This is a genomic window from Cohnella luojiensis (assembly GCF_004564235.1).
Lineage (GTDB): Bacteria > Bacillota > Bacilli > Paenibacillales > Paenibacillaceae > Cohnella > Cohnella luojiensis.
Genome location: NZ_SOMN01000033.1, coordinates 1 through 12293, shown reverse-complemented (window position 1 = coordinate 12293; position 12293 = coordinate 1). Strand labels below are relative to the sequence as shown.

13 protein-coding genes are annotated in these 12293 nt (G+C 45.2%); 6 read left to right on the top strand and 7 right to left on the bottom strand.

The annotated features are described in order from the left end of the window. Position 1: 1 nt before the first annotated feature. Positions 2 to 589, bottom strand: coding sequence for a sulfurtransferase TusA family protein (locus tag E2980_RS18825; RefSeq protein ID WP_135153769.1), 588 nt, complete (start codon positions 587 to 589; stop codon positions 2 to 4). Between the two features lie 182 nt (positions 590 to 771). On the opposite strand from E2980_RS18825, the gene E2980_RS18820 reads away from it, so the two are divergent. Then, positions 772 to 2178: a SpoVR family protein gene (locus E2980_RS18820; RefSeq protein WP_135153768.1), complete on the top strand. Its 1407-nt coding sequence runs from the start codon at positions 772 to 774 to the stop codon at positions 2176 to 2178. Positions 2179 to 2314: 136 nt separating this feature from the next. Then, a complete protein-coding gene (locus E2980_RS18815; protein ID WP_135153767.1) occupies positions 2315 to 3229 on the top strand; it encodes an SDR family oxidoreductase in 915 nt (304 codons plus the stop codon). Between the two features lie 323 nt (positions 3230 to 3552). On the opposite strand, the gene E2980_RS18810 is transcribed toward E2980_RS18815, so the two are convergent. The 6 genes from E2980_RS18810 to E2980_RS18785 form a co-directional block, all read right to left on the bottom strand. After that, complete coding sequence (locus E2980_RS18810) at positions 3553 to 4899, bottom strand: MATE family efflux transporter (protein WP_135153766.1); 1347 nt, start codon at positions 4897 to 4899, stop codon at positions 3553 to 3555. Positions 4900 to 5008: 109 nt separating this feature from the next. Further along, positions 5009 to 5794: a class I SAM-dependent methyltransferase gene (locus E2980_RS18805; protein WP_135153765.1), complete on the bottom strand. Its 786-nt coding sequence runs from the start codon at positions 5792 to 5794 to the stop codon at positions 5009 to 5011. 172 nt (positions 5795 to 5966) lie between these two features. Continuing rightward, positions 5967 to 6353: a LytTR family transcriptional regulator DNA-binding domain-containing protein gene (locus E2980_RS18800; protein WP_135153764.1), complete on the bottom strand. Its 387-nt coding sequence runs from the start codon at positions 6351 to 6353 to the stop codon at positions 5967 to 5969. A gap of 28 nt (positions 6354 to 6381) precedes the next feature. Then, positions 6382 to 6504 (bottom strand): cyclic lactone autoinducer peptide, encoded by a 123-nt coding sequence (locus E2980_RS18795; RefSeq protein WP_135153763.1) that lies wholly within the window; start codon positions 6502 to 6504, stop codon positions 6382 to 6384. Then, complete coding sequence (locus E2980_RS18790; protein ID WP_167747185.1) at positions 6501 to 7028, bottom strand: accessory gene regulator ArgB-like protein; 528 nt, start codon at positions 7026 to 7028, stop codon at positions 6501 to 6503. The genes E2980_RS18795 and E2980_RS18790 overlap by 4 nt, the downstream gene beginning before the upstream one ends. Continuing rightward, positions 6997 to 7770, bottom strand: coding sequence for a hypothetical protein (locus E2980_RS18785; RefSeq protein ID WP_135153761.1), 774 nt, complete (start codon positions 7768 to 7770; stop codon positions 6997 to 6999). Before E2980_RS18785 ends, E2980_RS18790 begins: the two co-directional genes overlap by 32 nt. An 812-nt stretch (positions 7771 to 8582) precedes the next feature. On the opposite strand from E2980_RS18785, the gene E2980_RS24335 reads away from it, so the two are divergent. From E2980_RS24335 to E2980_RS18765, 4 genes are all read left to right on the top strand, one after another. After that, positions 8583 to 9230: a sensor histidine kinase gene (locus tag E2980_RS24335; protein ID WP_167747184.1), complete on the top strand. Its 648-nt coding sequence runs from the start codon at positions 8583 to 8585 to the stop codon at positions 9228 to 9230. A gap of 129 nt (positions 9231 to 9359) precedes the next feature. Beyond that, positions 9360 to 10619, top strand: coding sequence for a glycoside hydrolase family 18 protein (locus tag E2980_RS18775; protein WP_135153759.1), 1260 nt, complete (start codon positions 9360 to 9362; stop codon positions 10617 to 10619). A 172-nt stretch (positions 10620 to 10791) separates the two neighbouring features. Continuing rightward, positions 10792 to 11127 carry a TM2 domain-containing protein gene (locus E2980_RS18770; RefSeq protein ID WP_135153758.1) on the top strand — a complete coding sequence of 112 codons (336 nt, stop codon included), beginning with the start codon at positions 10792 to 10794 and terminating at the stop codon, positions 11125 to 11127. A 1-nt stretch (position 11128) separates the two neighbouring features. Further along, a complete protein-coding gene (locus tag E2980_RS18765; protein ID WP_205699993.1) occupies positions 11129 to 11929 on the top strand; it encodes a M48 family metallopeptidase in 801 nt (266 codons plus the stop codon). Positions 11930 to 12293 lie beyond the last annotated feature (364 nt).

The following is a 12293-nucleotide window of genomic DNA, read 5'->3' as shown; positions in this document are numbered from 1 at the left end:
CTCAGATAGGGTACTGCCCAGTTTGTTCTGTAGGTCCGTTCCATTGCGACATGCCCGGTATAACGTTGGTCACGCGATAACCTTTCTCGCTAAGGAGCCGACACGCGTAATTGCTTCTTTTGCCTGTGCGGCAGATGACATATATTTCTTCATCAGGAACAAGCTCGTTCATCCGACTGTCCAAGTCACCCAAAGGAATGGATACGGCACCCGGTATATGGATAAATGCAAACTCCACCGGTTCGCGAACATCGAGAATGAGTAACTTAGCCTTCGCTTCTAGCATGCCTATAACGGATTGGTTATCTATCGTACGAGCATAAGGATGATCTTCTTTCTCCTCGTCCGTTGAAGCTTTCCGAATAAAATGCTTGAGAATTTCTCCCTCGTACAACGTGCCTATATAGTGATGCCCCGTGTTTATAGCCCAGCCCTGAATGTCGGCTAGCGATCCTTTGTCCGTAGCTTGCATTTCGATTACCTCCCCCGGCTTCAATGCGTCCATTGCTTTTTTGGTTCTGACGATTGGCATCGGGCAGGCAAGACCTTTGCAATCTAACACTTGATTGGCAGTGATTTGTTTAACCATATATACCGTCCCCCTCAATTTTATAATACCCTATAGGGTATGATTAATCTCAAAAATATATACCCAGTAGGGTATGTGAACATAATATCTGCTTTCAATTAATTTGTCAACACACTCCAGCCAGTTCCCACATATACATAAGGTGGTGAAATCTTTGTTCACGATAGGGGGCTCGGCTCAGCATGCGTGAAGAGGAACAATCGGAATTGGAATCGGCCATCTCGGACATTACAGAACTCGCGAAGGGCTTCGGACTCGACTTCTATCCGATGCGCTACGAGATATGCCCATCGGACATCATCTATACGTTCGGCGCTTACGGAATGCCAACCCGTTTCAGCCATTGGAGCTTCGGTAAAACCTTCAACCGGATGAAAATGCAATACGACCTCGGCCTTAGCAAAATTTACGAGCTCGTCATCAACTCCAACCCCTGCTACGCTTTCTTGCTCGATGGAAACTCTCTCGTTCAGAACAAGCTAATCGTCGCCCACGTGCTCGCTCACTGTGATTTTTTCAAGAACAACGTCCGCTTCTCCGTCTCCAATCGCAATATGGTAGAGAGCATGTCCGCAGCCGCGGAGAGGATTAACCAATACGAGATCGAATACGGCACGGCTCAAGTAGAACGTTTCCTGGATGCCGTTATGGCCATACAAGAGCATGTCGATCCCGCCATTTTCAAGCCTTACGGCCCGGATAGAAAGCATTACATGGCCCAGCAGCAAAGACGCGACAAAGCTAAGGACCGAAGCTCCTCGCGGTCCGCTTCTCCTTACGAGGATCTATGGGATCTGGAAAGCTTTGAAGAAGCCAATCGATCTAACGGTCAAGACGAAGAAGTTAAGGAACCACGCAAATTCCCTGTCGATCCGGAAAAGGATATCGTTTGGTTCATCCAGGAATTCTCGCCCCACCTAGAGGATTGGCAACGCGACATCATGAGTATTTTACGCGAAGAGATGCTTTACTTCTGGCCCCAGATCGAGACGAAGATCATGAACGAAGGCTGGGCCTCTTACTGGCATCAGAAGATTATGCGGGAGCTTCCGCTTACGAGCGAAGAGACGATCGAGTACGCCAAGCTCAATTCCTCCGTCGTCCAGCCGTCGCGGCATTCTTTAAATCCTTATTACCTGGGTCTTAAGATCTTCGAGGATATCGAGAAGAGATTCGGACAGGAGAAAATCTTTGAAGTGCGGGAGCTCGACTCCGATCCCTCCTTCCTGCGCAATTACTTGACCAAGGAGCTTACGGATGAGCTGGATCTGTATATTTTCGAGAAGAAGGGCCAAGAGTGGAAAATTACCGACAAGACATGGGAGACGATCCGGGATCAGCTAGTCTATTCGCGAGTCAACGGAGGATTCCCGTACTTGGAAGTGACTGACGGGGATTATCAGCGGAGCGGCGAGCTCTATATCACCCACCAATATGAAGGCACCGAGCTCGATCTGAAATACGTGGAAAGAACGCTTCCTTATCTCGTGCAGCTGTGGGGCAAACAAGTTCATCTCGAGACGTTCTCCGATGACAAAAAGGTGCTGTTCAGCTGCGATGGCAAAAAGACGGCGAGGAAAAACTTGTAACGTTAGAAGTAAACATGCCCCGGAGGGTTATCCGTTTAACGCGGATTGCCCTTTTTTTCTTGCGTCATGTGTAAGACCCCTTCGATTGGTTTAACCTAATTCTATAAGGAAGCTAATACGAGAGGAGCGAACGTTCATGACTCAAACTCAAGCACAAAGTAGTTCCAACCAAGCTAGCGCAAGCACCCAAACGCCTCAACGCCCTGGGTCCTTCCCGCCCCAGCACCAGAATCAACAACCCGGTATCGAGAAGAACATGAACCCGCTGCCGGAAGCGGAATCTCCGGTCTACCGTTCGGCCGGAAAGCTCACAGGCAAAGTTGCTATCATTAGCGGCGGAGACAGCGGGATAGGTCGTGCCGTCTCGATCATCTACGCCAAGGAAGGCGCCGACGTTGCCGTCGTTTACCTCAATGAGAGCGTCGACGCAGAAGAAACGAAGAGACAGATCGAAGCGGAAGGCCGGCGCTGCCTGCTCATTCCGGGCGATATCGGCGATCCCCAATTCTGCAAACAAGCCATCGATAAAACCGTCAGCACGCTAGGCAAGCTCGATATCGTCGTCAACAATGCGGCCGAGCAACATCCGCAGGACAAGTTGGAGCAGATCACTCCGGAGCAACTGGAGAGAACATTCAAAACGAACGTATTCGGCATGTTCTATCTCTCCCAAGCGGCGATGCCCCACCTCAAGAGCGGATCTACGATTATCAATACGACTTCCATTACGGCTTATCGCGGTAGTCCAACCCTTCTGGACTATTCCGCGACCAAAGGAGCCCAAGTTGCCTTTACACGTTCGCTTGCCCTTAACGTCATCGGACAAGGCATTCGCGTGAATGCAGTTGCGCCGGGACCGATATGGACGCCTCTTATTCCGTCGACTTTCGATGCCCAGAAGGTCGCGAAATTCGGCGCGGATTCACCGATGAAACGCGCGGGCCAACCGGACGAGCTCGCTCCGGCTTACGTTTACTTAGCAAGCGAGGATTCCTCCTATATGGCTGGACAGGTACTGCACGTAAATGGTGGGGAAGTCGTTAACGGGTAACTTTCAGGACTCTATCGTGGTAGTTTTGACTTGCTAGCACTTAACGGTACTGCGTGCCGTTAAGTGCTTAGCTGGCTCCTCCATTTGTGCTGATAGCGGCAATCCTTACCGTTACGGGCTGGGCTCGGAGTAATTCGTGTGCTGGGGCGCTGGGTCAGTGAAGGCACTTTTTGTGCCTTGGCGAGTGTTAGCGTCAATCCTTGCCGTTAAGGACAAAATGGGACGACGCAGGCGATATTCTCCTGCGTCGTCCCATTTCAATTAACGAACTGGCTCGATTGAACGGTACTTCCTTTTGAAACGTCTCCGTTTATTTTATGCCATTAACCGTGTGCTTCCTTCATTCTAACCGAGTTGAAATCCGTTCTATAGTAACGGATCATTACCGCCAAGCCTAAGGCAACTAAGAACGAATACAAGGCTAGCCATGCGCCGATACTTCCCCAGTCCAACAAGATCACGAAGACATAAGTGAGCGGGACGAACATGAAGATACTAAGCACGAACGACGATCTCATCAAGAAGGTCGTATCCCCGATTCCTCTTAAGCCCCCTGCGTAGAAATTGTAGAACCCGTCGAAAATTTGCAAATAAGCGGACACTTGAATAAGATACGCTGCTAGCTCGTATACTCCCGGATCGTTACTATATAACTTGGCAATGGGTACCGCCCAGATTAACTCGACTGTACCGAGCGCAATAAGGAATATCGTCCCCAGTATCGCCGTGTTCGTTCCCGCTTTTTTCGCCGACCTAGGGTTCCTCTGCCCGATCTCTTGCCCGACCAATATCGTAGCCGTCGAGCCGAAAGCAAAAGCAGGCATGAAACCGAACGACATGACGCTCAATGCTACCTCATTCGCCGCCGCGGCGAGATCCCCAAGCGTCAGAACGAACATCGTGAAAATATACATGGATACGCTCATCGAGAATTCCTGCAGACCTAGCTTTCCGCTTTCCCGGGAAATCAGATTAAGCTCTTTCCAGTCCGGTTTCTGCAGCTCCCTAGTCTGGTAACGCTTATGCATCGGCCCCCAAAACACGACCAAACAAATCAATAACTGAATGGCTTCGCCAATGAGAAGCGCATAACCCGCACCTATGATCCCCAGATCAGGCAAGCCCCAATGGCCGTAGGTTAGACCATAGGTCAGTCCGACCATAAGCACGTTCGCCGCAATCGAGACGACCATGGATGTCCGGGTATCGCCCACGCCGCGAAAGAAACCGTGAAAAACGAAACTAATAATGCCGAACGACATCGCATAGAACCGCAGCTCCAAGTATTCCCCGCCGGTCGCAATGAGATTGGCCGATCCTCCCGTCAGCCTTAGGACAGCCCCACTCGCCAGCCATCCGGCCAACGCTATGATTAGTCCTACGCCGACGCTTACGATCAGAGCTAGATAAGTTCTCTGCATCCCTTTGCGCATTTCTTTGGCACCGAAATTCTGCGCAACCAGATAATTAATGGAATGTCCTATACCGGAAAATATAGCAAACACGTTATACATAATAATATTAGAAACCCCGACCACGGCAATCACTACGAATCCGAGATCGCCGACCAAGATCAGGTTGATCGTACCGGTTAGGGTTTGCGTAGCGAACGCGAATAAGGATGGGAGCGCCAGTATGAGGATTCCATACCAGCTCCTGAGAAGTTTCATGTTGTTATACCGTCCCCACTATCTAAGATAGTCCTCATTCTGCCCGAGTTGTTCCCTGAAGTCAATGAACGATAAGGTGATATTCTTATCCCATTGTGCTCCTATCATGTTATTTTTTAACGGCGAATATACGTAACCTACGATAATCCGCCGTCCATTTTCCTTGGTCATATAACGCCGTTTCCTTCAATCTTTCCACCGTCTCCTGAATCCACTCATCGGTCATCGAGTGACCCGTACGCGGGAACATCGACGTCCCGAACATCTCGAGCCAGCCCTTCATTCCTTGCTCTCCGTCTTCCAACGGAGTCGGTCGATCGAAGAGTTCGGCGCTCTTCACTTCCATTCCGTACTTCTCCAATAACGAGGCATACTCCCCCACCTTCGGAAAATACCAAGGCATGACGAACGCATCCTCTCTTCCATACGTTATCAAGGTTTCCTTTACCGCTGATATTATCGTATCTACGTTACGATGTCCGCCAAGCTCCGCGACGAGTCTTCCTCCTGAACGTATTGCTCTAGTCATGCTGATAACCGCTGCTTCCGCGTCCTTCATCCAATGCAATGCCGCGTTGCTGAATACCGCATCATAGGACTGATTTTCTGGCTTCCATGCCAATCCGTCTGAACATTGGAAGCTTAGAAGAGGGTATTTGGTCCGAGCCCTTTCGACCATTTCCGGGGAAATATCCACTCCTAGGACTTCCGCCCCCTTAGTGGCTATTCGCGCTGCCAAGTCCCCCGTGCCGCAGCCGAAATCAACAATTCGCTCGCCCTTCTGCGGATTGAGCCATTGTACGATGTCCTCGCCGAAACGGGACACGAAGCTCATGGACTCATCGTACGTGCCTGCTTCCCAATGTACCTTTTGTGAGTTTCTTGCCTCCGTCATATTGCCATCTCTCCCCTGTTCTGTTCTTCATAGTTTAGTTATAGCGCCTAGGTATTTATAAGTGAAATATATAGATTATATTTATACGATAGGTAAATTCTATAAAAGGCAAATAAAAAAACCAAACCTCGGCGGTTTGGCGAATTATCTCATCAAGTATGTAAAAAACAAATTATCCTTTCCAAAACAACGGTTTGGGGAAAGCCTTGTACTTCGCGGCATCTTCTTTTACCAAATGCTCAACCTTGCTGACATTGGCTTCCGAGACGGTCGCGAATTTACTATCCTGCGTCACTGGATGCTCGAAGTAAACCTTACGAGCCTTTGGATCAAATGTTTTTACGTGGTTCATATTGACAAGATTAGTTCGATCCAATCGTTCAAATCCTTTATTCTTGAACAAGATAAGCAACTCATCCATTGTGGTGGGATAGAAATACATGCTGTCCTTCGTATAGAACTCCGGACCATCCGCCGTAGGCTTAATCGCGATTAGATCTTCGATATTAACGGTGCATGGATTCCCATCACGGTCTAGCAAGCGGATTTGTTCAGTCATGTTCTTACCACCTTTCATTGGAACAAGATTACCGTTTCAATTCATCTGGAACTTCTGGACGGTGGAGAAAATAATAAGAAGAAGTGCTAACAAACACTGCCGCGATTAGCATCAATACTCGGGATATTCCGATAGCCATCGAACGTTTCATTTTTTCGCCTCCTTCCTATATGGGATAGTAGTTATAGCTTGAAACAAGAAAACCATCGCTAAGTAAGACTCAAGAAAGAAGAAGTTTAAAGCAACAATTAATGTAGATATCAATTTAAGAAAAGGAAAGTATTTTTTTGGTATTCGGGCATGCCTTTCAATATTCGAAGGTGCAAAACAAAGCATTAGTACAAAACTTACCCCTGTGACTATTATAATCCATTTCCCATTTAACGGTATATGGGGAGCGATCGAAATAAGAATGGTGGAGGTTATTGAACAGTGAATCGCTGTTCGTAGGTGTAACCCCCCGGAAAAAAACCTTAGCACGACAAATCCGAGCGCCCCAAACATCGTTTCTGTTAAAGCATCAGTTAATATCCCAATAATTCCTATATATAACAAAGTTAATAATGTTTGTATAATCACTTCTAACGAGTATTTCATTACTGCAATGCTGGCCGTCTTCTCCGGCTCAACTTTTTTAATTGCTTCAGCGATTAAAAGAGCGATCGCTCCTACCATTTTCTGCACCATCTCTCTTCAAACATATGTATAGTAACCCCATCAGAGCAATGAACAAAATGAGTGATACCAATAAATAAGGTGGATTCTTAGAGATGTTTAGCAGAAGTCCCGCAGCGAAAACTGCCATAATGGATAGGGTTAGAAAAATGATAAAGGACCTATTTTCTAAAGAAAAAAATTTAGTTCTTTTCAATCGACTTTCATTATCAATAAAACTAAAGCCACCCTTTTGAAGATATGTTACCAAGGCAAACATAAACATGACAAACGAAGATGAAGCTTGAATAATAAAAGCATTTGCTGTGTAAGGTACGACTTCTTCCATTGCTCCTATATGCAAAGCCATTGCCACAATTGTTGATTGGATAATAAAGCCTGTAACATAAGATGTTATCACCATTATCATCGAATTAAATACATGGACCCTTAGAAAAAAGGCGACGAAAAAAATCATCAAAGCCGGTTGTATTAAAGAGGAAACAACCTGCAACGATTCGGTCAGCAGTGAGTTTGAGACGAAACTAAGAACAATAGAAAACACAACAAATTTTAATAGATTCTCCATCACCTTGAAGCGAAATAAAATGAGAATAAAGTAGACCGATGACATATACTCCAAAGTTGAAAAAAATAAAAAACCCGCAAACTTCATTATCGATTGCTCCTCCGTCCAATACCAGCCAGATAAGAGTAATACTCCTGAACCTATTTTATCATTTCTTAAAGAAATCGTATTCATTATTTTTCTTCAATATTACATAAATAGTCCAAAATATACTCCTAATCTCCTATGTTTAATGGTATAAAAGATGTATATATCGATTTAATCGTTAGGAGTTACATAGAATAATGGATGAGTTTATAAACTTTCTGAAATTGGATTTATTTGTCTCTATTCCTCAAACGTTTGTTTTTTGGTTTTTTGTTTTTTCTTTCCTAGACCCCCAGCCTCCAAAGTTAATAAAACGAGTTGCAATTTTAGCAGTAATTCACTCTATCTATACCGATGCTTTAATTCTGTTTATACCAGTCTATTTACATTTAATAAATACGATCGTAGCAGGCATATTTCTCTTGTTCGTTATTTTTAAGGAGATCAGTATACGCAAAAAATTATTTCTTATGTTATTTACGCTTACTCTTGCAATCTTTATGGACCTGATTACGGGCGCAATAGCAATATTCGTATTGGGCATTTCAGCACATGCAGATCTAATAAGAGATGATCTTATAATATTACTGTCCTTAGTGTATCCTCAGTTGATAATTTTATTGGTCTCAACATGGTTTATTCAAAAACGAAACGTCTTCTCAGCTAAACGTTTATTTTCAATTTTTATTGATAGTGAGCGAAGTTCCTTGATTAAAATAATAGTTCTTATTTGCTTGCAATTTATTATTTTAGGTGCACTCCAAATCATTCAAATCACACCTGAACAGTCTAATAAATATTTAAATGTCATTCTAATCTACGCTACCGCTTTCGTCAGTTTCCTAGCCCTCGTATCCATCATCCGACTCCTCATCAGAACCCGAGAACAGGCAGTACGAATGACGCAAGAAGTATACGTCGAAGAAATTAACGATATGTTCACCTCGATTCGCGGACAGAGGCATGACTTCCTTAACCATGTTCAGGTCATTCATACGATGGCGCAGATGAACAAAGTCGATCAACTCAAATCTTATGTCGCCGACTTGGTTAAGGAGACCCGCGACGTGAGCGAGATTGTCCATCATTCTTCGCCCGCTTTGGCTGCGTTTATTCAAGCCAAAACGACGGTTGCATTGGGCAGAGACATTCGCTTCACTTACGTGCTGCCAGATAATTGGAACGTGGAAGAGACCACCATCAAAGCTATCGACATTATTAAAATCATGGGCAATCTCGTAGACAACGCGTTCGATGAGACCGAGACATTACCTCCTGATGAACGCAAAGTCCATGCCGCAATCCATATTAAGGACGATCGGATAATTGAGCTCCAAGTTACCAACAAAGGTCGCCCAATCAGCGCCAAGGACAAGGAGCATATCTTCCAGCCAGGATATTCAACCAAGGGGGACGGTCATTCCGGCCTTGGGCTTGCCATCGTTATGGAACGCGTTAAACATTACAACGGCAATCTCGCCGTTCAACCGGAAGAAGGAACGGGCAACACTCATTTCCGCATCACTTTGCCGCTGACGGCTATTTAATATTTTCCTCCGCACCCATATTCTTTACATTTACTTGAATCTATCTCTCCCGGAAAATAAGTAGAAACATACTTATTCTAATAGACTCCCAGCAAACGAAAAGAGTCTATTGACGAGGGAGAGTTACAAATGAAAGCGAATGCAACCCAACTCGGCATCATCCTGCTGCTACTCGCCATCTGTTTCGCAGCCCTTCCTACGCATTTCGGTTCCGCAGGCACAAATACCAGTACGGAAATCAAACCACCTACATACGAAAATACCAATCCCATCATCGCCGCCTCGGTACCGCAGTCAACCACAAATCCTACATACAAAATAGTCGCCTATTATCCTTCATGGGCACCCTATCAGAATTTTCCCGTCAGGAAGATTGCAGCCGCAAGCGTCACCCATATTAACTATGCTTTCGCTAACATTCAAGAGGGGAAAGTCGTCATGGGCGATCCCTGGACGGATAAAAGCAATTTTCAGCAACTCCGCACATTGAAGCAAGCCAATCCCAAGCTCAAGACATTGATCAGCGTTGGCGGGTGGACATGGTCCGGACGATTCTCGAATGTAGCCATATCTAAGTATTCCCGCGACAGATTTGCCGACAGCGCCGTGAAATTCATTCGGGACAACGGATTCGACGGCGTCGATATCGATTGGGAGTACCCTGTAACCGGGGGCTTGGCCTCCAACAAGACAAGGCCCGAAGATAAACGCAACTTCACTTTCCTGCTTCAAGCGATTCGAAACAAGCTTGATGCCGCGCAGGTCAAAGACGATAGAACCTATCTGCTAACGATTGCCGCGGGAGCTTTCACCGGATACGTGAATAACACCGAGATCGCCAAAGTGTCATCAATAGTGAATTGGATTAACCTAATGACCTATGATTATCACGGAGACTGGGATAAGAAGAGTAACCACCATGCACCTCTTTACGCCGATCCTAAGGATCCTACAAGCGCCAAATCGAATATCAACCACACGGTGACTACTATTCTAAAAGCGGGCGCACCTTCGAAGAAGCTCGTGCTAGGCATCCCCCTCTACGGGAGAAGCTGGACGAACTGCGGCTCAACCCAACAAGGACTCTATCAATCATGCGGCGGAGGAACGAAGGGTGTCATCGCCAAAGGAATCCACGAATACGGCAATCTAGAGAAGCAAGGTTGGATAAATAGCCAAGGGTTCGCTCGATACTGGAACGCCGCGGCCAAAGTGCCATGGCTATACAAGAAATCGACTGGCACCTTTATAACTTACGAAGATAAAGAATCCATCGCTCATAAAGCCGGGTACATCAAGTCCAAAGGACTTGGAGGAGCCATGCTCTGGGAGATAAGCCAAGACTACAATCGGACATTGCTGAACAAATTGATTTATTCGTTAAAATAAAATACGCAAGAGCCTCTGCAGCCGCTTCCGGAGTAGTTGCGGAGGTTTTTTTATCAAAATTCCACTTATAATGTAGTTTTGTAGGAGATAATGTTATTTTTTGTTGGACAATTTTACCATTCGTATGTAGTATGAAATGGTAACAATAATTTTAGTTATAGGGAGACTTCAGATGCAAAATCTAATGATGAAGCAAGAACTGAACTCGCAAGACCTTCATATGCTTGCTACCGAAATGGACAAAAAGAAAAAGTCTACAGGGGCAACATGGTTGTTCTGGTTCTTCTTGGGCGGCATAGGCGGACACCGCTATTATTTGGGAAGAACCGGTTCTGCAATTGCTATGACTCTTACATTGGGATGTCTTGGTTTGTGGACGTTAATTGATCTCTTCCTCATTTCGGGAATGATCAGAAAAACCAATGAAAAAATCGAAAGAGACATTATTACCGATATTACCTTGCTAAAGAACGCCAGAAACAACGCCGCTTCCACAGCCGCGGTATAATATGAATAAGAAACTCATACATAACAACGAAACCGCATTTTTGATATTATCCATTATAATAAGTATTTTTATATACATATCATTGATTGTTTCGATAGTCGGTATAGTATACATTGTTTTGGGCTTGGTTATTGGTTTCTTTTTGCATGGATTACGTATCGGACATATCCGCAACAATGGCGTGAAGTTAACGGAAAAACAGTTTTCTAACGTATTTGATATTTTGAATCGATTATCTAAAGAAATGGGATTAAAAAAAGTGCCTGCGGTATACGTTATTCAATCCGACGGTATTCTTAATGCATTTGCAACTAGATTTTTTGGTAGAAATATGGTCGTCATTTACTCCAATCTATTTGAAATTATTAAAACAGGCCATGAAGATGAGCTTGCTTTCGTACTTGCGCATGAGTTAGCTCATATTCGTAGAAACCATGTTGGAAAACAGATGCTCATTTTCCCCGCTATGTGGGTTCCCTTCCTTGGATCCGCATATTCTCGAGCCTGTGAGTACACATGCGATCGAATGGCTGCAGCTTATACGGGCAAGGGCCATAAAGCAATTCAAGGACTTATGATGCTTGCTATTGGTCCGGCTCTGCTTAAGGATGTCGATGTTGACGAATATCTTCTGGAACGCAGTAAAGAAAATGGATTTTTTCTTTGGCTGAGCCACGTTACTTCAACGCACCCCCCTCTTCCCCTGAGAATTGGAGAAATTCAAGAAATGTCGCGCTTCCCTCAACTCTACGGGTACGAAACGAATCTATTTGAAGTGAACAACGCTCCGCAACTGATGTAAAACGTAAATCAATATCCGAACGGAACTAAAAAGGCAGCCCTAATTGGGCAATGTCATTAAGTTAAGGCGCAGGGCCAAAAATCAAGAAAAAGAGCAGGTTATCGAAAAGATAGCCTGCTCTTTTTCTTGCGCGGAAAAGAAAAAAGGACTTGACAAGGTGAAATCGTGTGGCGAAGCCCCTTGAAAAAACGAGGAGGTTTTGCCAATGAATGAGTACGCGAATTCGCTAAAACAAAAGCTGACATCCCTCATACGAGAAATGTCAGCATCACCAGCACCTTATGTCAAAAACCCTAGAAAAGATTTTACCCGAAAGAAAAAGTTGCCCTTTGAAACGGTTATGCAACTCTTAATCTCAATGGGC